This window comes from Acidomonas methanolica, assembly GCF_004346035.1.
Lineage (GTDB): Bacteria > Pseudomonadota > Alphaproteobacteria > Acetobacterales > Acetobacteraceae > Acidomonas > Acidomonas methanolica.
Genome location: NZ_SLZN01000033.1, coordinates 1 through 20,951 on the forward strand (window position 1 = coordinate 1; position 20,951 = coordinate 20,951).

A 20,951-nucleotide genomic window follows, 5' to 3' on the forward strand; every position below is an offset into this window, starting at 1 on the left:
ATCGGCATCCTGATCGATCAGGTCTCGCCAGCAGAGTGCGTGAATTTCTTCACCGCAGCAGGGTATGAGCCAGATTGAAAGGAAAATGCTCTAGACTGGCAACAGTGCGGAGTGACGGCAGAAGCCCGTCAGACGCTGCGGCGGTTGATCGCCCTGATCACCGCAGTCGGAAACAGAGAGGGCGCATTTTGACGAACCGGAAACCTTACGACGACGATCGATCAGAGCAGTCGGAACGTCCTGTTCGGGCTGCCGAGTACGTCCGCATGTCGACAGATCATCAAAAGTATTCGACGGAAAACCAATCCGATGCGATCAGGCAGTATGCCGAGGCCCGTGGAATCGAGATTGTCCGAACCTACGCTGACGAAGGGAAAAGCGGGCTCAGCGTCGATGGCCGCGATGCCTTCAAGCGCCTGATTGCGGACGTTACGGAGAACCGTGCCGACTTCGAGATGATCCTCGTCTATGACGTGAGCCGTTGGGGTCGGTTCCAGGACACGGACGAGAGCGCTTTCTACGAATATATCTGCAAGCGTGCCGGCGTGCGGGTTCAATACTGCGCCGAGCAGTTCGAGAACGACGGCAGCCCGATCGCCGCTATCATCAAGGGCGTGAAAAGCGCCATGGCCGGCGAATATAGCCGCGAGCTTTCGGTGAAGGTATTCGCCAGTCAGGGACGCTTGATCGAAAAAGGCTATCGCCAGGGCGGTCCGGCAGGCTTCGGCTTGAGGCGTACGCTGATCGATGAGCACGGGGCAGTCAAGGGATGTCTTAACCGCGGTGAGCAAAAAAGCCTCCAGACCGATCGCGTGATCCTGACGCCCGGGCCTGTCGAAGAGATCGAACTGGTCCGCGAAATCTATCGGGATTTCGTCCACAACGGGCGCAGCGAAAGTGAGATCGCCGCCGGCCTAAACAAGCGGGGGCTTACGACCGATCTTGGCCGCCCTTGGACGAGGGGTACCGTCCACCAACTTCTGATTAACGAGAAATATGCCGGCAACAATGTCTGGAACCGCCGCTCCTTCAAGCTGAAGAAGAAGCGCGTCCGCAACACGCCCGACAAGTGGATCAGGTCGGATGGAGCCTTTGAAACGATCATTGAGCGAGAGCTTTTCGAGGCGGCGAAAACAATCATCAATGCGCGCTCATTCCGCCTGAGCGACGAAGAAATGCTTATGGCCCTGCGGGAACTCTACCAGAAACAAGGATTGCTGTCCGGCGTCGTCATCGATGAGTGTGACGAGCTGCCGTCGAGCAGCGCCTATAGTTCTCGCTTCGGCAGCCTGCTCAGAGCCTACAGCCTCGTCGGCTTCAGACCGGAACGGGACTATCGTTATGTCGAAGTCAACCGTGACCTGCGAAAGCTCCACCCCGGCATTGTGCGGGATGTGCTTAACGGGCTGCATACGGCTGGCAGCGATGCCTGGCAGGATCTCGAAACCGACCGGATGATCGTTAACGGCGAATTTAGCCTGTCGGTCGTCATCGCGCGCTGCTTCCAAACACCAACCGGACTCTTGCGCTGGAAGGTTCGCTTTGACACCACGCTTATGCCCGACATCACCGTCGTCGTGCGCATGGACAGCCTCAATCGTGCGCCGCTCGACTACTATCTGTTTCCGCGTATCGACAGGCTCTCCGAGAAGATGCGGCTGGCCGAGGATAATGCCCTTGGCCTCGACGCATACCGCTTCGATGACCTCGACCTTCTCTACGATATCGCCACACCCATTCCCATTTCTGAGGCAGCCTGATGACCGCTATCCGCCCCAACAGGATCGAAATGATCCCGATTTCCCGCATCACTGTGCTGAACCCCCGCGCGCGCAACAAGCGCCAGCACCGGGAGATCGTCAACAACATTGAGGCGATCGGCCTGAAGCGCCCTATTACAGTCAGCCGTCATGACGGCCCCGGCGGGACGCGGTACGATCTTGTATGTGGTGAAGGCCGGCTGGAAGCCTTCCAGATGCTCGGCCAGACCGAAATCCCCGCTGTGGTGATCGAAGCCACCGAAAACGAGTGCCTGGTGATGAGTCTGGTCGAGAACATCGCCAGGCGTGTGCAGCGCCCCATCGACCTCATGCGGGAAATCGGCGCCCTGAGATCACGCGGCTTCAACGATGCAGCTATCGCGAAGAAAATCGGCGTCGGCGCATCCTGGGTCAATATGATCGCCTCGCTGCTGGAACGCGGTGAAGAACGTCTGGTGGCGGCGGTTGAGACAGGGCTGATACCGATCACGCTCGCGATGGAGATTTCGAAGGCGGAAACGGAAGAGGCGCAGAACCTGCTGCTCGACGCCTATGAAACCGGTCAGCTCCGCGGAAAGAGACTCGCCGCCGTGAGGCGTATGCTCGACATGCGCATGCAAAGCCAACGCAAAGGAGCGCTGCCCGTCGTACGTCTGGGCCGAAAGGGCTACGGTCGCCGTCTGACCGCTAACGAACTCATGCAGGTGTATCAGCGCGAGGCGGAAAAGCAGCGGCTTCTGGTCAAGAAGTCGGATTTTACCCAGACGCGGCTCCTGTTCATTGTCGAAGCGCTGAAGGAGCTATTGAACGATGAGAGCTTCGTGAACCTGCTCAGGGCCGAAGGGCTCGCGACAATGCCGAAAGCGCTCTCCATACGGATTTCAGGAGAGAAAAATGACTGATACGCCTGAACATCACCATGAGAACGATAGCCGCATTCATCTGGCCTTCGACCGCAATTTTGTGACAATTCCGGTTTCGGCCATCGTTCCCCTGAAGACATTGCCGGAGGGAGCGCGGGAAAGCCGGAGCTATGCGCAGGTTCTCAGCTCGATCAAGGCGATCGGCCTCGTCGAAGCGCCTGTCGTCATGACTGACACCGAAAATGCTGGCACATGGTTCCTGCTCGATGGTCATCTCCGTTTGGAGGCATTGAAGGAACTCGGCATTACCGAAGTCGAATGCCTGCTGACCACCGACGATGACACCTATACGTACAACAAGCGCGTCAACCGCATTCCGCCGATCCAGGAGCACCGGATGATTGTGCGCGCCATGGAGCGAGGCGTCTCGGCCATCGACATTGCCCAAGCTCTCGATCTTGAGGTCCAGTCCGTTCTTCGACGATTTCGGCTACTCGAGGGGATCAGCGTCGAGGCTGCCGAGATGCTGAAGGACACGCCCTGCTCGATGAAAGTGTTCGACATCCTTCGCCAGATGTCCGCGGTCAGGCAGATTGAAGCCGCCGACCTGATGATCGGCCAGAACAATTTCTCGATTATGTTCGCGCGTGCGATACGCGCCGCCACGCCTGAAAGCCAACTCGTCAGCGCGAGGAAAGGACGCGGCACGGGAACCCAAACCCCGTCCGGGCAGCAGATTGCCCGAATGGAGCGAGAGCTGGCGGCACTCCAGACGCAGGTCAAATCTGTCGATGAAACCTATGGCATCGACAATCTGCACCTGACCGTGGCACGAGGATACATTGCCAAGCTCCTTGCCAACAGTCGTATTGTCCGCTGGCTGACGATCCACCAGCAGGATTATCTCGGCGAGTTTCAGAAGATTGCGGAAATCGATACGCTCGGTCCGATCGCAGACGAGCCAAACACTTAAATGCTGATGGGGACCCGGACCCGATAAGCGCGGGGACCATGGGAGACGCCGCACTGTGGGGTGGATCAAGCATGGTGGTGGGAATGGCGGCGAACCCGCATTAAGCCCACCAGGCTGGCCGCCATATGACCAGCCGCAAGGACGGACGCTCTGTATCGCAGGTGTAGAGCGCCCGTCCTCACGATGTTAAGAATTGCAATATTGGTGTTGGACCAAACGATCACGCCTGTCGCTTTGCCTTTGCAAATCCCCGATCGGTTGCGATGAACCGCTCCAGCATGGGCACAATCAGTTTCGCTGGTTCTATCGGACTTCCGCCGTCTGCGAGTAGGTAGCCATTATCCGGACTCTATGGAAATGTCTCACAATCGAATGTTGTCTGTCCGCAATATCGGCATACCATCGGCTCCCAGTTTTACCTGCCTGCATAAAACTGCCTGTTCTTTTATCGTGCCAGCAGATACCTTGGCGCGATGTCAAAGCAGAGCGATAGATTCCAGAGAGCCCCCGACCGTTATGCGCAATTCCGGCCGCGATATCCCGATGCAATTGTCAGGCGGGTCGCCGAACGCCTTGCCACAGCACCCGTCGATCCTGCATTGCCTGTTCTGGATGTCGGCAGCGGAACCGGCATATTCACACGGCAGATGGCTGCCGCTTTGCCGGCTGGCATGCCGGTACTCGGCATAGAGCCGTCCCAGCGGATGCGCGAGCAAGCCATGGCGCAGCCGGACATTCCTTCTATCTCCTATCGCGATGGCAACGCCGAGCGCCTCCCGATCACGGATGGCGCAGCACGCGGTGTCTTGGCCGCAACAGCGGCGCACTGGTTTGACCGCCCCCCTTTCTATCGGGAGGCAAGTCGCGTTCTGCCTCCGGGTGGTGTCCTCGCCATCGTCGAATATGTCCGGGACGAGAGTTCACCAGCCGCGCGTGCGGTCATCGATTTCCTCGCTCGACATGGAGAAGCGCGGGCCTATTCCCGACCCGACTATGCCGGGGAGCTTGGCGCTCTCCCCGACTTCGGGGAATTTTGGGAAATCAGGGAAACGGCAACATTTCGTCTCAGCCTGGCGGAGTTTGCGGGATTGGCCCTATCGTCCTCGCATGCGCGCAAGATTGTCGAGGCCATGGGGAGAGACAGAAGCTAGCGCACGACTGGAGGCGATCGGCGGCGATCTGGCCGACGCCGAAGGAAAGGTGCCGTTCGGCTACGTGTTCCAGGCATTCCTGACGACACGAAATTGAAGTCTCAGCCGGGATCACCGTCGTCAGAATCGTTCCGGATCACGCCACCGGTCAGCGGGGTCTTCGGGCGCTGGCGCGCGCCGGCAAGCTTGGCCTTTCTGCTGCGCCAGCCCCGATCCGAGCGGAGGAAAGCTTCCAGCATGTGCGGGATCAATGCCGCCGTCTCTACCGGCTCGTAAAGGCGGCTGTGCTCTGCGGAATAGAGATCGAGTTCTTCCTTCAGCGGCTCCGGCAGAACGATCGTCACGCGCGCAACGCCAACTCTCGGCAAGCGTCCAAGCCTCAGTTCCGACACGTTTCACCTCCCGTCCATGATACATGGACATGTTGACTGTTCAGATAATCGGCGTAGGCGACCAAATCACGGTGAAGTACCGCCGGCAGCTCCACCGTGATTTTCACCGGCTTGTCTTCAACGATTGGGCCGAGTTTCAGCGTGATCATGGTCAGCCCCCCAGGGTTGAAGCACGAGGTCGCGGTCGACGATGATGGTGAGCGGCAAGCCGTTGCGTTCGGTGAGCGTGGGCTGGATGTTGAGGCTGCGCTGCACGACCATCTGGCCGGTCTGGCTGATACTCTGCGAGGCTCCGTCGCGGATGGCGCGGATCAGGCTGTCGTCCGAGCCGCTCGTCCCGGCCTCGGCACCGACGCTGAGCACCGTCGACAGGGCGGCTGCCTTGAACAGCTCGCCCCAATGGTTGTCCACCTGATCCTGAAGCCCGGAATAGCCGGCGGTGTCGGCGCCGGGCAGATTCTCAAGCACGATGGAGGAGCCGTTGGGGAAGATGAGGCGCGTCCAGATCATTTGCACGCGCTTTTGTGCGAAGGATAGCTGGCTGTTGTATTTGCCGAACAGCTTCGAGCCCTGCGGAATGAGCAGGTAGCGCCCGGTCGGGCTGTCGTACACATTCTGCGTCACCTGGGCGATGACGTCGCCGGGAATATCCGATTTGATGCCGGTCATGAGGGCGCCGGGAATGACGGAGCCGGCCTGCACCACAAACGGCGATGCCGCCCGCGTCACGCGATCCGCCGACGTCGTGCGCCGATCGACGGGCGCGTTCATGAAGGCGAGCTGGCGATCCTGCGCCGTCAGCTGGCCGTTGAGGCCCGTCATGTCGAGACCCGTGAGGTTCGGTGCACCTGCCTGCGCCGAGGCCGAAGCCACCGACCCCTGCTGGGTCTGGAAGAAGACGCGGCTGACGCGCGCGGCCTCTTCCTCGGCCCGGCGGCGCTGCTCGGCCTCGTCCACCGTTGGAGTTGCAATCGTCGGCGGCACGACAGGCTGACCCCTGTTCTGCGCGTCGAGGATCGGGCGGCCAAGGTCGCCCGGCAGCGGCGGGCCGAGGGCCGGGCCGGTATAGTCTTTCGGCAGGCCGGCGAGCCCGTCGGCGGGCTGGCGGTTGGAAGTCGAATAAAGCTCTTCGTTGCTGCCTCCCCCACTACGGACCTGGAGTGCATAGATCAGCGCACCGCCGACGCCGACCAGGGCGACGGCCGTGACGCTGGCCAGCACCTTGCGCGACAAGCGCGTGACGCGCGGTGGTTCGGCATGCAAGCGCATGGATGCGGCGTTCGTTTCGTTGTCGGTCATGACGGCTGCCCTCCGTTAACGTTGCGCATCGCGGCAAACGGACCGCGTCCCGCCTTTCGGTCGATGCGCTCGATCCTGACGGTCGGCTGTTTCTTGCCGCTGCCGAGGCGCAGCTCGGCGGCACCGAACAGGCGATCCACGATCAGGACGTTGCGGTAGACGCGGGTGTTTGCGATCTGCGTCTCGCCGTCAGGGCCGATGACGAAGAGCGGCGGCATCTCCCCTTGCGCGATGCCGGCGGGGAATTCGACATAGACATGACGGCCATCGTCATAGACGGTGACGGGCTTCCACGGAGGATTGTCGCCGGTCAGGCCATAGCGGTAATTGCGCGCCGCGAGGACGGGGATAATGGGCGTCGCAGGCACGCTCTGGCGCAATCCACCGCGAGGCTGCGGGTAGGACCACGAGACCGACGGCATATAGGGCTTCTGATCGGAGCGCAGCTCGAGCATGTAGGTGCGCCGGTCGGTGGTCACGACAAGGTTCGTCGTGATGTCCGGCCGGGACGGCTTCACAAGGATATGCACGCGGCGTGTGAGGCCCGAACCGGATTCCGTGTCGCCGATGATCCAGCGGGCCGTGTCGCCGGCGGCGATCGGTCCCGCGCCGGTCAGGCTCTCGCCCGGTTCAAGCGCAATGTCGCTGATCTGGCCGGGCGCGGCATAGACCTGATAGAGCGCGCCTTCGGACCAGGGATAGATCTGGATGGCGTTGTAATAGCCTTCCCGGCGCGGCTGCACGCGCGCGGCCGCGTTGGCGTTCTCGACGCGCGCAGTCGGCGTTCCTGCCGCAGCCCCGCCGCGGGCGGGTATCCATGAGGGCGGGATATGAAGCGGCTTCGGCCGATCGTCCACGACAGAGGCCGGCACGGCGGGCAATGGCGGTACACTGGCGTCGTAGCTGATCTGCGGCGGCTTTTTCGCCGTGGCGCAGCCGCCGAGCGCGGAACCGGACAGGAGCAAGGCCGCGAATGCGTATCTACGGAAAGACGGCTTTCCGTGTTTATGGATCGTCATTCGCTTCATTGGGCCATCTCCCGCGACCAGGAAATTGCGTTGACGTAGATTCCCAAGGGATTCGATTTGAGCCGGTCGGCGTCGCGCGGCGGCTGGAGCACGATGGTCAGGATCGCGGTCCATCGCTCCGTCGAGGCGAGCTTGCCATCTTGATAGTGCTGCTCGGTCCAGGCGACGCGGAAGCTATCCGGCGAAGCGCGAATGACGCTCGACACCTCGACGGAAACCTGTTGCTTGCCGACCTTGGTGAAGGGGTCGTTCGCGCGGGCATAGTCGTTGAGCGCCGCCGCGCCGCGATCCGTCGTCCACTCGTAGGCGCGAAGCCAATTCTGGCGGACAATGATGGGGTCGGACGGGATGCTTCTGACCTGCTCGATGAAGCGGGCAAGGTGCCACGCCACTTGCGGGTCGGTCGGGCGATAGTCTGCGGTGGCCGGCGCGACGGCCTGCGTCTGGCCGAGCCGATCAACCTGCACCACCCAGGGCACGACGGTTCCGCGTGCGGTCTGCCAGACAAGGGCCGACGCGAAACCAGCCGACAGGATCAGGGAGCCGAACGCCATAAAGCGCCAGTTTCGCGCCTGAACGCGGGCCGAACCTATGCGCTCGTCCCAAACCTGCGCGGCCTTCTGGTAGGGCGTTTCGGGTTGCGGGGTCTTGCCGTAATGCACGGCGGGCCGTTTGAAGATGCTCATGTGCGGTCGCTTTCAGAGAGGTTGACGGAAGAACCGGAGGCGTTGCTGTCGCCGGAGCGGACGGCGTGCGCGGCTGTCTGAACGGCATGGGCCGTGTGGCCGCCTTGGCGCATCCGCTGCGCCCAGCCGGGCGGCGAACCGGAACCCTGTTGGGATGCGGCTGCGGCTTCGGCCGTGCCGCCGATCGTGCCCCCGGTGGATGCACCGCCCGTCGCGCCGAACCCGGCCTTGACGCCATCGGCGAAGCTGGACTTGACGCTTTCGGCAGCGCGCGCGACGGCTCGCTTGAGCGGCGAGATCGCGGCGGAGCCCGCGGTACGCGCGACACCGCCCATGCCGGAGGCGACGCCAGCCGCGCCGGATTGGCCGAGCGAGCCAAGGCTGTAGGCGGCAGAGGTCGCACCCGCGACAGAAGCACCACCGCGCACGGCGGCAGCTCCGCCGGACAGCGCGGCTGCGCCTCCCTTAACGGCAAGCCCGGCCGCGCCGCCTGCGGCAAGGACGGCGCCACCGACAGCGAGACCCGTGCCGACCGCCGCGCCCGCTCCGAGCTGCGGGCCGCCGCTGACAAGGCCGGATGCGATGCCGGGACCGAATATGCCCAGGCCGACGAGCGACAGCGCCGCGAGCACGACGGCCATGGCGTCGTCGATGCTCGGTGTCTGTCCGCCGAAGCCCTGCGTGAATTGCGAGAACAGCGTCGAACCGATGCCGACGATGACCGCCAGCACGAGAACCTTGATGCCGCTGGAAATGACGTTGCCAAGCACGCGCTCGGCCATGAAGGCGGTCTTGCCGAACAGCCCGAACGGGATGAGGACGAAGCCGGCCAGCGTGGAGAGCTTGAACTCGATCAGCGTCACGAAAAGCTGGATGGCGAGGATGAAGAACGCGAGGATAACCAGCGCCCAGGCGAACATCAGGCACGCGATCTGAATGAAGTTCTCGAAGAACGCGACCCAGCCCATGAGGTCGGAAATGGAGTCGAGCAGCGGGCGGGCCGCGTCGAGGCCGGTTTGCGCAACTTTGCCGGGCCGCATCAGGTCTGCGGCCGAGAAGCCCGTCCCGCTCGCTTTCAGGCCAAGCCCCGCGAAGCTGTCGAACACGATCTTTGCGAGGCTGTTCCAGTTGGAAATCAGGTAGGCGAAGACACCGACGAACAGCGTCTTCTTCACCAGCCTCGCGATAATGTCGTCGTCCGCGCTCCAGCTCCAGAACAGGGCCGCCAAGGTCACGTCGATGACGATGAGCGTGGTCGCAATAAAAGCGACCTCGCCGCCGAGTAGCCCGAACCCGCTGTCGATGTAGCGGGTGAAGGTGCCGAGAAAATTGTCGATGACGCTCGCGCCGCCCATGCGTCACCGCCCTTCCGACGCGGTCGGCGCAGACGTGCGGCCGAGAAAGCGGTCGCGGGTTTCAGCCCACAAACGCAGGCATTCCGCGTCGTCGACCGCCTTTGCCCCAAGCTGCTGGCATCGCCGCTGCCCTTCGCGCAGTGGGTCGCGGTCAGGCTGGATGAGACGTGTCGGCGCCTGTGCCGGCACGTCTTCCTTTCGGGTCATCTGAATGGCCGTCGTCGTGATCGCGATGGCGACGAATACGATTGCACCGATGCGCGCCAGCATCTTGCTGTCCATACTCCCGCCCTCAGTTGCCGCTGTTGAACATCTGCGCGTTGCCGGGCGTGTAGCCCGAGCCCGGCGTCAGAAAGCGCCGGCGCTGCTCGCGCCCCTGTTCGGCCGCCGCCGCTCGCTCGGCCTCGGTCAGCGCGCCCGCCCGGCCGTTGGCGGCAAGAAGCGCCACAAGGTCGGAAAGCTGCTGCGACTGGAGCGCGAGAATCTGATTGCCGGCCTGCGTCGCCTGGAGCGCGCCGGTCGCCGATTGGCTCTGGTTGACCAGCGACGACATTTGCGTGCGGTTGGTATCGATATTGCCGACCACACCAGCCTGAACACGCATGGCGTCCTGCAAGCCGCCGACCGTATTTTGCCAGCGCGAGCGGGCATCGGCGACAAGCTGCTGGTCGGATGCCGACAGCGAGACGTTTCCATACTTCTGCTGGAACGCCTGGTCGATCTGCTGGACGTTGAAGGCGATGTTCTGCGCCTGGCTCAGAAGCTGCTGGGTCTTCTGAACCGATTGCTGAATCTGCTGGAGCGCCGAATAGGGCAGGCTCGCCAGATTCTTCGCCTGGTTGATGAGCATCTGTGCCTGATTTTGCAGGCTGGTGATCTGGTTGTTGATCTGCTGGAGCGCGCGGGCGGCTTGCAGCACATTCTGCGCGTAGTTCGACGGATCATAGACGATGAGGGCGTGCGCGGGCGTCGCCAGCATCGGAGTTATTACGGTGGGCGTGGAAAGTAACGCGATGGCGAGGCGGCAGCCAGGAGTGTGACGCAAGATCATGAGGATGTCTCCTTGTTGGTGAGATCGGGAATGAGATCGATGGCCCAGCTCACGTCGCGGGCGTTGAGCCATGCGGTGAGGAAGCCGTCGCGGCCGTGCTCGGCGACGATCTGCGCAATGAGCGTCTGGTCGGATTTGGAGGATGCGGCGCAGAGCGCGAGGCCGATTTCGCTGAGGCCCAGCTCGAACAGGCGATTGCCGCGCCGCGACTGGCAGTAATAATCCTGCTTGGGGACGGCACGCGCGAGGATTTCGATCTGCCGGTCATTGAGACCGAACCGCCTGTAGATGACGGTGATCTGTGGCTCGATCGCGCGGTCGTTCGGCAGCAACAGCCGGGTCGGGCAGCTATCCACGATCTCGGCCGCGATCGTGCTTTTCTCGATCTGCGCGAGCGACTGCGTGGCGAAGACGACGGAGGCGTTCTTCTTGCGCAGCGTGACCAGCCATTGGGTGAGCTGCGCGGCGAAGCCGGGATCGTCCATCGCCAGCCAGCCCTCGTCGATGATGAGCAAGGTGGGCGAGCCGTCGCGCCTGTCCGAGATGCGATGAAACAGGTAGGACAGGACGGCGGGTGCTCCGCCGCTCCCCATGAGTCCTTCGGTCTCGAACGCCAGAACGGAAGCGGTGCCCAACTGCTCGGCCTCCGCGTCGAGCAGCCGTCCATAGGCACCGCCGACGCAATAGGGTCGGATCGCCTGCTTGAGGTCGTTCGACTGAAGCAGCACCGTAAGGCCGGTGATGGTGCGTTCCTCGACGGGCGCGGAAGCGAGCGAGGTCAACGCCGTCCAGATATGCTCCTTCACGTCCGGCGTGATGGTGACGCCTTCCCGCGCCAGGATCGCGACAAGCCAGTCCGCCGCCCAGGCGCGTTCGTGAACGTCGTGGATGCGGGCGAGCGGCTGGAGCGAGACGGAGTTTTCCGAGCCTTCCGTCAGACCGCCGCCGAGGTCGTGCCAGTCGCCGCCCATGGCGAGCGCGGCCGCCCGGATCGAGCCGCCGAAGTCGAACGCGAAGACCTGGGATCGCTCGTAGCGACGGAACTGCAAGGCCATGAGCGCGAGCAGCACGCTCTTGCCCGAGCCGGTGGGGCCGACGACGAGGGTGTGGCCCACGTCGCCGACATGAAGGGAAAACCGGAACGGGGTCGAGCCTTCGGTCTTTGCATAAAGCAAGGGGGGCGCACCGAAATGGTCGTCCCGTTCCGGCCCCGCCCACACCGCCGATAGCGGCATCATGTGGGCGAGATTCAAGGTGCTGATGGGCGGCTGCCGGACATTCGCGTAGAGATGGCCAGGAAGCGAACCGAGCCAGGCATCGACAGCGTTGACCGTCTCCAGCATCGCGGTGAAGTCGCGGCCCTGGATGACCTTCTCGACGAGGCGAAGCTTCTCGTCGGCTATCCGGGGATCGGCATCCCATACCGTGATGGTGGCCGTGACGTAGGCCATGCCGAAAGCATCCGCGCCGAGTTCCTGCAGGGCCATGTCGGCGTCGGCGGCCTTGTTTGCGGCGTCCGTATCCACGAGCACGGATTGCTCGTTAGTCATCACCTCTTTCAGGATCGCGGCGATGCTCTTGCGCTTGGCGAACCATTGCCGCCTGATCTTGGTGAGCAGCTTCGTCGCGTCCGTCTTGTCCAGGAGGATCGCGCGGGTGCTCCAGCGATACGGGAACGCCAGCCGGTTCAACTCGTCGAGGATGCCAGGCGTGGTCGCCACCGGGAAACCGACGACGCTGAGGATGCGCAAATGCTGGTCGCCCAGGCGCGGCTCCAGCCCGCCGGTCAACGGCTGATCCGTCAGGAGCGCGTCGAGGTGCATCGGCACTTCGGGCACGCGCACGCGATGCCGGTTGGTCGAGATGGTGGAATGCAGATAGGTCAGCGTCTCGCTGTCATCGAGCCAACGGCATTCCTTCATGAAGCCGTGGAGCAGCGCCAGCACGCGGTCGGTGCGGTCCATGAAGGTGCGCAGAATCTCGTGGGGATCGACGCCCGACTGTTCACGGCCCTCGTAAAGCCAGGTTTCGGCGCGGGCGGCGTCCTCGGCCGGCGGCAGCCAGGTGAAGGTCAGGACGTAGCTGGACTCGAAGTGCGCGCCTTCTTCCTCGAACTCGGCCTTGCGTTCGGCGTCGAGCAGCGCGGATGCCGGATCGGGAAAAATGCTGTCGGGGTAGCTGTTCGACGGGTGGCGCTCCGCCTCGACGAAGATGGCCCAGCCCGAGCCGAGACGGCGGAAGGCATTGTTGAGCCGTCCCGCGATGCCGACCAGCTCTGCTGCGACGGCGGAATCCAGATCCGGCCCGCGAAACTTTGCGCTGCGCTGAAAACTGCCGTCCTTGTTGAGAACAACGCCTTCAGTGACCAGCGCCACCCAGGGCAGATAATCGGCAAGGTGCGAGGCGGTGCGGCGGTATTCGGCGAGATTCATCATGACCGCGCTCCTTCAGACCGCCAGAAAGGCCGGGATGCGCAGATGCCGCCGTCCCACTTCGACAAAGAGCGGGTCACGCTTCGCTGCCCATACGGCGGCGAAATGACCAACCGCCCATATGACGAGGCCCGCAAGCCAGAGACGCAGGCCAAGGCCCACGGCCCCGGCGAGCGTCCCGTTCAGAATGGCGATAGAGCGCGGTGCGCCGCCGAGCATGATGTGCTCGGTCAGCGCCCGATGGACCGGGATCGTGAAGCCCGGCACCGTGTCCAGTTGCTCGAACGCGGTCGCCATCAAACGAGCGCCCCGCCGCCGAACGAGAAGAAGGACAGGAAGAAGCTCGATGCGGCGAACGCAATCGACAGGCCGAACACGATCTGGATGAGGCGACGGAAACCGCCCGATGTGTCGCCGAACGCCAGTGTCAGGCCGGTGACGATGATGATGATAACGGCCACCACCTTGGAAACCGGCCCTTCGATGGACTGCAGGATTTGCTGCAAGGGCTGCTCCCACGGCATCGACGAGCCGGACGCATGGGCGGCCGGAGCCGTGAGCAGTGTGACGGTCATGAAAGCTGCGGTCGTCGCGAGGCGGCGACGGATGTGCGAGACGGATTGGATCATTCGGGTTCTCCTGTGCTGGTGGGGGTTGCCAGGGGGCTGGGATGCGTGATGCGGTAATCGCCGTCCGGCCCCAGCCCCTCGACGCGGGCGAGTTCGACGAGCCGGCGCGACGAACCGCGTCCGGCCAGGACGGCAACGAGGTCGATGGTTTCCGCGATCAGGGCGCGCGGGACGGTGACGACGGCCTCCTGGATGAGCTGCTCGAGGCGGCGCAGCGCGCCGATGCCGGTGCCGGCGTGGATGGTGCCGATCCCGCCCGGATGGCCGGTGCCCCATGCCTTCAGCAGGTCGAGGGCTTCCGCGCCGCGCACCTCGCCGATGGGGATGCGGTCGGGGCGCAGGCGCAGCGACGAGCGGACAAGATCGGAAAGTGTCGCCACGCCGTCTTTCGTTCGCAGCGAGACAAGGTTTTGCGCGCGGCATTGCAGTTCGCGCGTGTCCTCGATGATGACGACGCGATCCGCGCCCTTGGCCACTTCGGCGAGCAAGGCGTTGGTGAGCGTCGTTTTGCCGGTGCTGGTGCCCCCCGCGGCAAGGATGTTCGCGCGGGATGCAACGGCCGCGCGTAGCGTGCTCGCCTGGTCGGCGGAGATGATGCCGGCCGCCACATAGTCGTCGAGGGTGAACACGGCGACAGCGGGCTTGCGGATGGCGAAGGTGGGCGACGCGACGACGGGCGGCAGCAAGCCTTCAAATCGTTCGCCGCTCTCCGGCAGCTCTGCCGAGACGCGGGGGCTGCGGGCGTGGACCTCCGCGCCGACATGATGGGCAACCAGGCGCACGATGCGTTCGCCATCGGCGGGCGACATGGTTTCGCCCGTGTCGGCCAGCCCTTCGGAAAGTCGGTCGATCCAGATGCGACCATCCGGATTCAGCATGACCTCGACCACGGCCGGATCTTCCAGAAAGCGGGCGATGGCTGCGCCGAGCGCGGTGCGCAACATACGCGCCCCGCGTTGGATCGCTTCCGGCTTGTGGTGTGTGGTCGTCAATCTCGGCCCCCGTTTCCTGACGGGGCGCGACAGACGGTCCCCGCAACGGGGCTGATTAAGAAAGCCCGAAGTCGGGCCGATTCAACAACTATCTCACCGCGTGCGGTGATCGGCGGCTATCGGCGGTAAATAGGACGGTTCCTGTCTCGGCTGCGAACAGTGCGTTGCGGATCGGCCTGCAATGAACTATATTCAGTCCAAATTTAGTCCATGGAGATTGCCGTGCGATACTCTACCCACGTCAGACCGATCAGCTATCTGAAAGCCAATGCCGCGGAAGTCCTGTTGGACCTTGCCGAAACGCGCGAGCCTTTGGTCATCACTCAGAATGGAGAGGCCAAAGCGGTCCTTCAGGACGTCGCTACGTTCGAGCAGGCGCAGGAAACGCTTGCCCTGTTGAAGCTGCTGGCCCTGGGCGCTCAGGACATCGAGGCGGGACGCACGAGGCCAGCCCGGGCGGTTGTCGAGAGGCTCCGGTCAAAGGTGTCCGATCGCTAATGGCGCAGACGCGATTCGACGTCGAACTCACCGAGGGCGCAGAGCATGACCTTGAGGAGATTCACGCATACCTCGCGGAGAATCGTTCGCCTGACGATGCCGATGCGTTGCTTGATGAATTTGTCGGCGCCATCGAAAGCCTGGAGAACTTTCCCTTGCGAGGGGCCGTTCCCAAAGAACTCGATGCGTTGGGGATCAGAGAGTTTCGGCAAATCCTGCTACGGCAATTTCGGCTGATCTACCGCACCACCAGCAGCACGGTCTTCATTATGGTCATCGCCGATGGGCGGCGCGACATGCAAAGTTTGCTTGAGCGCCGTCTTTTGGGACGATGACAGAGTTGTGCTCCAGCCGGTAGATGTATTTCAGACGCCTTTGGGCATCTCGGTCTCCCTCTGGTCAGGCGGTTCCACATCGCGCGACAGCTCTTTCAGGAACCTGTCTCCTGTCGCCAGCCGCCGGCCGAGCGTCTGCATGAATCCCTCGAACCGTTCGGCTCCCTTCGCACGCGCCACCGCCTGCGCGCTTTCCGGCAGCGGCGGCGTGGAAGCCAGCCAGATGTTGACGAACAGCGAAACCGTTTCCCCGAGCACGGCTAGATCCTCGTCGAGCGCGTGGATCTCGCGGCCGATCTTGTCGAGGCGTCGAGACATGGCGGCCTCCAGCCGATCCGAAGTGTCGCCGGACAGGAAGGATGCGACGGCCGCCTCAATGATGGCGGATTTCGAGACTTGGCGGCGCAGCGCCAGCGCCTCGACCTTGGCGAGCAGGTCAGGATCGAAATAGACGTTCATGCGGGTTTTGGTGGTCATGGCGTGTCCTCAAAGCTCGATGCCGTCGCCGGGGTCGAGCGAGGCTTGCCGCGCGACCATCCGCATCCGCTGGCGCAAGGCGCGTGCCTTGGCAGCGTCGATGTCGGGTTCGTCGTCGAGGAAATCGAAGTCCTGAACCGGCGGGCCTGGCAGAGCGACGATTTCCTCATGCTCCGGCAATTCCGGCTCGCGGCGAATGCCGGCATTCGCGGGATCGCCTTCGGTCGTGTTCATGGCCGGGGCCGTCGCTTTCGCTGCGGCGACGATACGGCCCGTCCAATCGTCGGATGACGGGTTCGCGGCGGCGGGGTCGGCTGCCGGATCGGGCGGGGTCAGGATGCGTTCCATGAACCGCGCATCCTCGAAATAGCGGGCCTTGGTCGCGCGGATGGGCGGCGTGCCTGCGACCATCACGATTTCATCGGATGGCGGGAGCTGCATCACCTCTCCCGGCGTGAGCAGCGGCCGTGCCGTCTCCTGCCGCGACACCATCAAATGCCCCAGCCACGGTGCGAGGCGATGGCCGGCATAGTTGGTGGAGTCGCGCATCTCGGTCGCGGTGCCGAGCGCGTCGCTGATCCGTTTCGCCGTCCTTTCGTCGTTCGTCGCAAAGGCAACGCGGACATGGCAGTTGTCGAGAACGCTGTTGTTCGCGCCATATGCCTTTTCGATCTGGTTGAGCGATTGGGCAATGAGGAACGATTTCAGGCCATATCCGGCCATGAAGGCGAGCGCGGATTCAAAGAAGTCGAGCCGGCCTAATGCCGGAAACTCGTCGAGCATCAACAGGAGCCGATGGCGCTTGCTGGTGGTATTCAATTCCTCGGTCAAGCGCCTGCAGATCTGATTGAGGATCAGACGGATGAGCGGCTTGGTGCGGTTGATGTCGGACGGCGGGACCACAAGGTAGAGGCTGACCGGCTTCTTGCTCCCGACAAGATCGGCAATGCGCCAGTCGCACCGTGCCGTCACGCGCGCCACGACGGGATCGCGATAGAGGCCGAGAAACGACATGGCCGTGGACAGCACGCCCGACCGCTCGTTCTCGCTCTTGTTCAACAGCTCGCGCGCCGACGACGCGATGACGGGATGAACGCCGGCTTCGCCCAGGTGCGGCGTATCCATCATGGCCCGTAACGTCGCCTCGATGGGACGGCGCGGGTCGGACAGGAAGTTGGCGACGCCGGCCAAGGTCTTGTCCTGCTCCGCATAGAGGACATGCAGGATCGCGCCGACAAGCAGGCTGTGGCTCGTCTTTTCCCAATGGTTGCGCTTGTCGAGGCTGCCTTCGGGATCGACAAGAATATCCGCGATGTTCTGCACGTCGCGGACTTCCCACTCGCCTTGCCGCACCTCCAGCAACGGATTGTAGGCCGACGATTTGGCGTTGGTCGGATCGAACAGCAGGACGCGACCATGCTTCGCGCGGAAGCCGGCTGTCAGCGTCCAGTTCTCCCCCTTGATGTCGTGGACGATGCAGCTTCCCGGCCAGGTCAGCAGCGTCGGCACGACAAGGCCGACGCCCTTGCCGCTGCGGGTCGGTGCGAAGCATAGGACATGCTCCGGCCCGTCATGGCGTAGATACTCCCGATCATGCTTGCCGAGCAGGACGCCAACCGGGCCGAGCAATCCGGCGGCGCGGATTTCCTTGTCTTCCGCCCATCGCGCCGAACCATAGGTCGCGACGTTGCGCGCCTCCCGCGCCCGCATGATGGACATGGTGATGGCGGCGACGATGGCGAGGATGCCGCCCGATGCCGCGATGACGCCGCCCTCGACGAAGATCGTCGGGGCGTAGGCGTCGAACGCATACCACCACCAGAACAGCGTGGGCGGATAGTAGATCGGCCAGCCGGCCAGTTCGAACCAGGGATTGCCGAGCTGCGCCTGGAAGCCGAGCCGCCACGCCGTCCATTGCGTCGCTGTCCACGTCGTCACCAGAACGATAGTGAAGACAACGGCGATCTGACCCCAAAGGATTCGGCCTCCGCGCATACAGATACAGGCTCCAGTCGGCAAAAGAGACGGAGCCGATCAGAGAATAGGCAAATTCGGAACAGGCAACAGGAAAGAGGATGCGGGAGGGCTGCCGGATACTATCGGCGGCAAATAGGACGGGTTGCGTCAGGGGATTGGCGGCGACGAATCCATGCCGCCCCTCCCCCGGCTATGATCAGAGCGAATCGACAGACGCTGCGGCGGGCTGGACCGAGCGGCTCATTTCCGCCGCAAGCACGAGCAGGTTCCTGAGCGGCGTGCTGCGGTTGGACGGCAACCAGACGGCGGTGAAGGTAACCGGCTCCGGCTCGTCGGTGAATGGGACAAAGGCGACGCCGGACGTTGGCAGAAGCGCCGTCGCCGCGCCGACGATAGTTATGCCGAAGCCTTTTCCGACCATCGACAGCAACGTGCCGCGCCCTACGTCGAAGCGCAGGATCGACGGCGCAGGCCAGCGCCCAGCGAGGCGCAACACGATATGGTCATGCACTTGCGGCCCGTACCGCCGTGGCGGACAAGGAACGTCTCGCCGGCAAGCTCGGCCCAGGTGACGGACGATTGCACGGCAAGCGGATGTCGCTCCGGCAGCACGGCCAGTAGTGCTTCGGTCCAGATGCGCCGAGAATGACAGTCGGGTAGTTCGGCCGCACCAGCCAGGAACACAATATCGAGGCGGTGGGCTCGAAGCTGCATGACCGCCTCGCGCGCCGTGCCCTCAACAATCTCAACCTCAATGCCAGGATGGTCCTCGCGATATTGCCCAATCAGCTCGGCGAGGAAGCTGCGGGGGATCAGGGCATGGATACCGATGCGGAGCCGACCGTATTCCCCCGACGCCGCCATGCCAGCCGTCTTCACGGCATGGTCGAGTTGATCGACGCCCGCCGATACCCTTTCGACAAAGAGGCGTCCGGCTTCGGTGAGCCGGACGCCTCGCGTGTTGCGCTCGAACAGGACGATGCCGAGCTCTTGCTCCAAAGCCTTGATCCGGGTGCTGACGTTGGACTGACTGGTACCGAGCGCGAGAGCCGCGCGATGGAAACTGAGATATTCTGCAACCGCCAGTGTCTGCATGAGCGCAGTCATCGGAATACGACCAATAGATAGTTGTGAGAGTGTTCGGGGCCTCTCGCCTCTGAAATTCCTCCGCCGCATGACGTTTGTCCGATCTTATTTAGGCCTTGGTCTCGGCGCTTTTCGCCATCAATATCGAAGCGGTTCGCTCTTCGATTGCTCGAACCACAGCGATCATATCGTCGCTTCCAAGACCCAAGGCCTCTGTCTCTCCATAGAGCCTGAAGCAGGTGTCCATCTGAGGCGAGGCTATAGCTGCCGCCCGGGCAGCTTCAATGACAAGGCCGCTGTTCTTTAGAACGTCCGAGATGCCCGCCTGTCGCACGAAATCCCGACGCATCAATTTCTCGGCTTTGATCCGCGATACGTCGCTCGACATAGGACCAGCATTGAGGATGGCCGTGAAGCGGTCCAGATCAAGACCGTGGCGCTCGGCAAAATGCACCGCCTCAGCGAGGCCTGTCACCATCGTGATCAGAAACACATTAACCGCAAGCTTCATACGCAGAGCGTTGGGCACCGGACCACAATCGAAAACCTTCCTGCAAAGAGGGGCCAAGAGAAGCCGTACCTTGGCAAGGCCCTCTCTTTCCCCCGCCAGCATCCCGACAAGTTCGCCGGCCTCCGCAGGTTTGCGCGAGCCCGAGACCGGTGCCTCCACATAATGCCCGCCTGCGTCCTGAATCTCTTTCGCCAGAGCAAGCGAATAGCCCGGACGCACTGTGCCCATCGCCACTATCTGGCGGCCGGCCACACGTTTCGCAAAATCGGGTAGGCCGCGACCAAGCACAGAGTCTGTCGCAACCTCGTCGGCAAGCATCAGGAAAATGGTCCCGCACTGCAAAAAAACATCGTTGGCACTAGACGCCACAGTTGCACCGAGTTCCACTAGCGGCCCACTCCGCTCCACTGAGCGATTCCACACGATCAGCTTCGTTCCTGCACGAACAAGATTCAAGGCCATTGGCAGTCCCATCGTGCCGAGTCCGATGAACCCGATCGCGTTCGAAATGGTCATCGCATCCCTCCTGTTTTTCCAGAAGCTTAATCCAACATGACATATTTGAAAATTTGATATATTTGAAATGTGAATTCACGGAAGCAGATATATGGCGCCACAATTCGATATTGAAGCATTGCGTACAATGATCGTCGGGACAGACCTCGGGAGTTTCGCGCGCGCGGCCGCACAACTCGGTCGATCACAGTCAGCGGTCAGCATGCAGTTGAAACGCCTTGAGGAGCAGGCAGGGCACGCGCTGTTCCATCGGCGTGGTCGTGGGCTGGTTCCGACTGAAACAGGAGAGATGCTCCTCAGCTATGCGCGTCGGATCGTCGCCATGCATGACGAGGCGGCCGTGGCTTTGGGCGGATCGGTGGTGCCACCGACTATTCGGCTGGGTCTGCCCCAGGATTTCTTCGAGGAGGTCATGCCCAGCGCACTCGCGTCCTTCTCAGAAAGACGACCGAATGTGCATGTCTCGGTTCGTGCGGGTAGAAACTATGCGCTTGAAGAAGACGTCAAATCCGGTCGACTGGATGTCGCTCTCGCTTTCACCAGAACGGATCATCCGAAAACCGGAGACCTCCTGGCCACTATGCCAATGTTCTGGTTCGCAAAAGATGACAGCTTTGAACCGTTTCGTGACCGCACCGGCGACCTTCCGCTTGTGATGTTTGATCATCCTTGCCTGTTCCGGCAGGCTGCGCTTCGCTCTCTTGATGACGCCGGCATCCGTTGGCGGCTTGCGCTTACAACGCCCAGTCTACCCGGCGTCTGGGCGGCACTGCGATTCGGCTTGGGCGTCACGGTCCGCACAGACCATAGTGTACCGTCTGGAATACGTCTACTGAATGATCGCTTTGAAGCGTCCCGGGTTTCCCGGAGGCTAATTGGTTTGAGTCACGCAGCCATATTGATGATCTGAAGGGCTGCATAGTAGTTGGCCTCGGCCTCG

24 protein-coding genes and 1 pseudogene are annotated in these 20,951 nt (G+C 62.7%); 7 read left to right on the top strand and 18 right to left on the bottom strand.

The annotated features are described in order from the left end of the window. Positions 1 to 188 precede the first annotated feature (188 nt). Genes EDC31_RS15125 through EDC31_RS15135 form a run of 3 tightly spaced genes read left to right on the top strand, consistent with a single transcriptional unit; the run spans position 189 to position 3,596 of the window. Positions 189 to 1,760, top strand: a complete 1,572-nt coding sequence (locus tag EDC31_RS15125) for a recombinase family protein (RefSeq protein ID WP_222592979.1) — start codon at positions 189 to 191, stop codon at positions 1,758 to 1,760. Continuing rightward, entirely contained in the window at positions 1,760 to 2,662 is a 903-nt protein-coding gene (locus EDC31_RS15130; RefSeq protein ID WP_042060125.1) for a plasmid partitioning protein RepB C-terminal domain-containing protein, read from the top strand. The genes EDC31_RS15125 and EDC31_RS15130 overlap by 1 nt, the downstream gene beginning before the upstream one ends. After that, complete coding sequence (locus tag EDC31_RS15135; RefSeq protein ID WP_042060123.1) at positions 2,655 to 3,596, top strand: plasmid partitioning protein RepB C-terminal domain-containing protein; 942 nt, start codon at positions 2,655 to 2,657, stop codon at positions 3,594 to 3,596. The genes EDC31_RS15130 and EDC31_RS15135 overlap by 8 nt, the downstream gene beginning before the upstream one ends. 220 nt (positions 3,597 to 3,816) lie before the next feature. Here EDC31_RS15135 and EDC31_RS15140 read toward each other — a convergent pair. After that, positions 3,817 to 3,909, bottom strand: a pseudogene (locus EDC31_RS15140) (DUF2274 domain-containing protein); the annotation flags it as partial. Positions 3,910 to 4,069: 160 nt separating this feature from the next. On the opposite strand from EDC31_RS15140, the gene EDC31_RS15145 reads away from it, so the two are divergent. Further along, complete coding sequence (locus EDC31_RS15145) at positions 4,070 to 4,747, top strand: class I SAM-dependent methyltransferase (protein ID WP_081797706.1); 678 nt, start codon at positions 4,070 to 4,072, stop codon at positions 4,745 to 4,747. Positions 4,748 to 4,848: 101 nt separating this feature from the next. On the opposite strand, the gene EDC31_RS15150 is transcribed toward EDC31_RS15145, so the two are convergent. Genes EDC31_RS15150 through trbB form a run of 12 tightly spaced genes read right to left on the bottom strand, consistent with a single transcriptional unit; the run spans position 4,849 to position 14,563 of the window. After that, positions 4,849 to 5,091 (bottom strand): DUF2274 domain-containing protein, encoded by a 243-nt coding sequence (locus EDC31_RS15150; RefSeq protein WP_239641702.1) that lies wholly within the window; start codon positions 5,089 to 5,091, stop codon positions 4,849 to 4,851. Between the two features lie 35 nt (positions 5,092 to 5,126). Further along, a complete protein-coding gene (locus EDC31_RS15155; protein ID WP_081797704.1) occupies positions 5,127 to 5,288 on the bottom strand; it encodes a DUF2274 domain-containing protein in 162 nt (53 codons plus the stop codon). Further along, positions 5,257 to 6,438, bottom strand: coding sequence for a TrbI/VirB10 family protein (locus tag EDC31_RS15160; RefSeq protein WP_042060120.1), 1,182 nt, complete (start codon positions 6,436 to 6,438; stop codon positions 5,257 to 5,259). The genes EDC31_RS15155 and EDC31_RS15160 overlap by 32 nt, the downstream gene beginning before the upstream one ends. Then, complete coding sequence (trbG, locus tag EDC31_RS15165) at positions 6,435 to 7,466, bottom strand: P-type conjugative transfer protein TrbG (RefSeq protein ID WP_132127143.1); 1,032 nt, start codon at positions 7,464 to 7,466, stop codon at positions 6,435 to 6,437. The genes EDC31_RS15160 and trbG overlap by 4 nt, the downstream gene beginning before the upstream one ends. Then, the gene (trbF, locus tag EDC31_RS15170) at positions 7,463 to 8,152 is read right to left on the bottom strand and encodes a conjugal transfer protein TrbF (protein ID WP_042060118.1); all 690 of its coding nucleotides are present in this window, start codon (positions 8,150 to 8,152) and stop codon (positions 7,463 to 7,465) included. The genes trbG and trbF overlap by 4 nt, the downstream gene beginning before the upstream one ends. After that, positions 8,149 to 9,507, bottom strand: coding sequence for a P-type conjugative transfer protein TrbL (gene trbL / locus EDC31_RS15175; protein WP_042060115.1), 1,359 nt, complete (start codon positions 9,505 to 9,507; stop codon positions 8,149 to 8,151). Before trbL ends, trbF begins: the two co-directional genes overlap by 4 nt. A 3-nt stretch (positions 9,508 to 9,510) precedes the next feature. Beyond that, complete coding sequence (gene trbK-alt, locus EDC31_RS15180) at positions 9,511 to 9,789, bottom strand: putative entry exclusion protein TrbK-alt (protein ID WP_042060113.1); 279 nt, start codon at positions 9,787 to 9,789, stop codon at positions 9,511 to 9,513. Positions 9,790 to 9,799: 10 nt separating this feature from the next. Then, positions 9,800 to 10,558, bottom strand: coding sequence for a P-type conjugative transfer protein TrbJ (gene trbJ, locus EDC31_RS15185; protein ID WP_132127144.1), 759 nt, complete (start codon positions 10,556 to 10,558; stop codon positions 9,800 to 9,802). Then, a complete protein-coding gene (gene trbE / locus EDC31_RS15190; protein ID WP_042060112.1) occupies positions 10,555 to 12,993 on the bottom strand; it encodes a conjugal transfer protein TrbE in 2,439 nt (812 codons plus the stop codon). The genes trbJ and trbE overlap by 4 nt, the downstream gene beginning before the upstream one ends. A gap of 12 nt (positions 12,994 to 13,005) precedes the next feature. After that, the gene (locus EDC31_RS15195) at positions 13,006 to 13,287 is read right to left on the bottom strand and encodes a VirB3 family type IV secretion system protein (protein ID WP_042060110.1); all 282 of its coding nucleotides are present in this window, start codon (positions 13,285 to 13,287) and stop codon (positions 13,006 to 13,008) included. Next, positions 13,287 to 13,619, bottom strand: coding sequence for a TrbC/VirB2 family protein (locus EDC31_RS15200; protein ID WP_042060108.1), 333 nt, complete (start codon positions 13,617 to 13,619; stop codon positions 13,287 to 13,289). Before EDC31_RS15200 ends, EDC31_RS15195 begins: the two co-directional genes overlap by 1 nt. After that, complete coding sequence (gene trbB, locus EDC31_RS15205; RefSeq protein WP_408809569.1) at positions 13,616 to 14,563, bottom strand: P-type conjugative transfer ATPase TrbB; 948 nt, start codon at positions 14,561 to 14,563, stop codon at positions 13,616 to 13,618. The genes EDC31_RS15200 and trbB overlap by 4 nt, the downstream gene beginning before the upstream one ends. 270 nt (positions 14,564 to 14,833) lie before the next feature. Between trbB and EDC31_RS15210 the strand changes: the two genes are divergently transcribed. Continuing rightward, positions 14,834 to 15,109 (top strand): type II toxin-antitoxin system Phd/YefM family antitoxin, encoded by a 276-nt coding sequence (locus EDC31_RS15210; protein ID WP_042058951.1) that lies wholly within the window; start codon positions 14,834 to 14,836, stop codon positions 15,107 to 15,109. Beyond that, positions 15,109 to 15,444, top strand: coding sequence for a type II toxin-antitoxin system RelE/ParE family toxin (locus tag EDC31_RS15215; protein ID WP_042058948.1), 336 nt, complete (start codon positions 15,109 to 15,111; stop codon positions 15,442 to 15,444). The genes EDC31_RS15210 and EDC31_RS15215 overlap by 1 nt, the downstream gene beginning before the upstream one ends. A gap of 30 nt (positions 15,445 to 15,474) precedes the next feature. Here EDC31_RS15215 and EDC31_RS15220 read toward each other — a convergent pair whose 3' ends face one another. The 5 genes from EDC31_RS15220 to EDC31_RS15235 form a co-directional block, all read right to left on the bottom strand. After that, positions 15,475 to 15,921 (bottom strand): ribbon-helix-helix domain-containing protein, encoded by a 447-nt coding sequence (locus tag EDC31_RS15220; protein ID WP_042058947.1) that lies wholly within the window; start codon positions 15,919 to 15,921, stop codon positions 15,475 to 15,477. Between the two features lie 9 nt (positions 15,922 to 15,930). After that, complete coding sequence (locus EDC31_RS15225; protein ID WP_042058945.1) at positions 15,931 to 17,916, bottom strand: conjugal transfer protein TraG; 1,986 nt, start codon at positions 17,914 to 17,916, stop codon at positions 15,931 to 15,933. Positions 17,917 to 18,094: 178 nt separating this feature from the next. Next, on the bottom strand, positions 18,095 to 18,394 hold the full coding sequence (locus tag EDC31_RS17945) for a type 2 periplasmic-binding domain-containing protein (protein WP_204366664.1): 300 nt from the start codon (positions 18,392 to 18,394) through the stop codon (positions 18,095 to 18,097). After that, the gene (locus tag EDC31_RS15230; RefSeq protein WP_239641665.1) at positions 18,340 to 18,993 is read right to left on the bottom strand and encodes a LysR family transcriptional regulator; all 654 of its coding nucleotides are present in this window, start codon (positions 18,991 to 18,993) and stop codon (positions 18,340 to 18,342) included. Before EDC31_RS15230 ends, EDC31_RS17945 begins: the two co-directional genes overlap by 55 nt. A 100-nt stretch (positions 18,994 to 19,093) precedes the next feature. After that, complete coding sequence (locus EDC31_RS15235; RefSeq protein WP_042058944.1) at positions 19,094 to 20,011, bottom strand: NAD(P)-dependent oxidoreductase; 918 nt, start codon at positions 20,009 to 20,011, stop codon at positions 19,094 to 19,096. A gap of 91 nt (positions 20,012 to 20,102) precedes the next feature. Here EDC31_RS15235 and EDC31_RS15240 point away from each other — a divergent pair, with 91 nt between their 5' ends. Beyond that, positions 20,103 to 20,921 (top strand): LysR substrate-binding domain-containing protein, encoded by an 819-nt coding sequence (locus tag EDC31_RS15240; protein WP_132127146.1) that lies wholly within the window; start codon positions 20,103 to 20,105, stop codon positions 20,919 to 20,921. Positions 20,922 to 20,951 lie beyond the last annotated feature (30 nt).

Bases quoted from the DNA above. Each gene is read 5' to 3' on its own strand.
- EDC31_RS15130 (WP_042060125.1), top strand. From the start codon at position 1,760: ATGACCGCTATCCGCCCCAACAGGATCGAAATGATCCCGATTTCCCGC.
- EDC31_RS15135 (WP_042060123.1), top strand. From the start codon at position 2,655: ATGACTGATACGCCTGAACATCACCATGAGAACGATAGCCGCATTCAT.
- EDC31_RS15145 (WP_081797706.1), top strand. From the start codon at position 4,070: ATGTCAAAGCAGAGCGATAGATTCCAGAGAGCCCCCGACCGTTATGCG.
- EDC31_RS15155 (WP_081797704.1), bottom strand. From the start codon at position 5,288: ATGATCACGCTGAAACTCGGCCCAATCGTTGAAGACAAGCCGGTGAAA.
- EDC31_RS15160 (WP_042060120.1), bottom strand. From the start codon at position 6,438: ATGACCGACAACGAAACGAACGCCGCATCCATGCGCTTGCATGCCGAA.
- trbG (WP_132127143.1), bottom strand. From the start codon at position 7,466: ATGAAGCGAATGACGATCCATAAACACGGAAAGCCGTCTTTCCGTAGA.
- trbF (WP_042060118.1), bottom strand. From the start codon at position 8,152: ATGAGCATCTTCAAACGGCCCGCCGTGCATTACGGCAAGACCCCGCAA.
- trbL (WP_042060115.1), bottom strand. From the start codon at position 9,507: ATGGGCGGCGCGAGCGTCATCGACAATTTTCTCGGCACCTTCACCCGC.
- trbK-alt (WP_042060113.1), bottom strand. From the start codon at position 9,789: ATGGACAGCAAGATGCTGGCGCGCATCGGTGCAATCGTATTCGTCGCC.
- trbJ (WP_132127144.1), bottom strand. From the start codon at position 10,558: ATGATCTTGCGTCACACTCCTGGCTGCCGCCTCGCCATCGCGTTACTT.
- trbE (WP_042060112.1), bottom strand. From the start codon at position 12,993: ATGATGAATCTCGCCGAATACCGCCGCACCGCCTCGCACCTTGCCGAT.
- EDC31_RS15195 (WP_042060110.1), bottom strand. From the start codon at position 13,287: ATGGCGACCGCGTTCGAGCAACTGGACACGGTGCCGGGCTTCACGATC.
- EDC31_RS15200 (WP_042060108.1), bottom strand. From the start codon at position 13,619: ATGATCCAATCCGTCTCGCACATCCGTCGCCGCCTCGCGACGACCGCA.
- trbB (WP_408809569.1), bottom strand. From the start codon at position 14,563: ATGTTGCGCACCGCGCTCGGCGCAGCCATCGCCCGCTTTCTGGAAGAT.
- EDC31_RS15215 (WP_042058948.1), top strand. From the start codon at position 15,109: ATGGCGCAGACGCGATTCGACGTCGAACTCACCGAGGGCGCAGAGCAT.
- EDC31_RS15220 (WP_042058947.1), bottom strand. From the start codon at position 15,921: ATGACCACCAAAACCCGCATGAACGTCTATTTCGATCCTGACCTGCTC.
- EDC31_RS15225 (WP_042058945.1), bottom strand. From the start codon at position 17,916: ATGCGCGGAGGCCGAATCCTTTGGGGTCAGATCGCCGTTGTCTTCACT.
- EDC31_RS15230 (WP_239641665.1), bottom strand. From the start codon at position 18,993: ATGCAGACACTGGCGGTTGCAGAATATCTCAGTTTCCATCGCGCGGCT.
- EDC31_RS15235 (WP_042058944.1), bottom strand. From the start codon at position 20,011: ATGACCATTTCGAACGCGATCGGGTTCATCGGACTCGGCACGATGGGA.
- EDC31_RS15240 (WP_132127146.1), top strand. From the start codon at position 20,103: ATGGCGCCACAATTCGATATTGAAGCATTGCGTACAATGATCGTCGGG.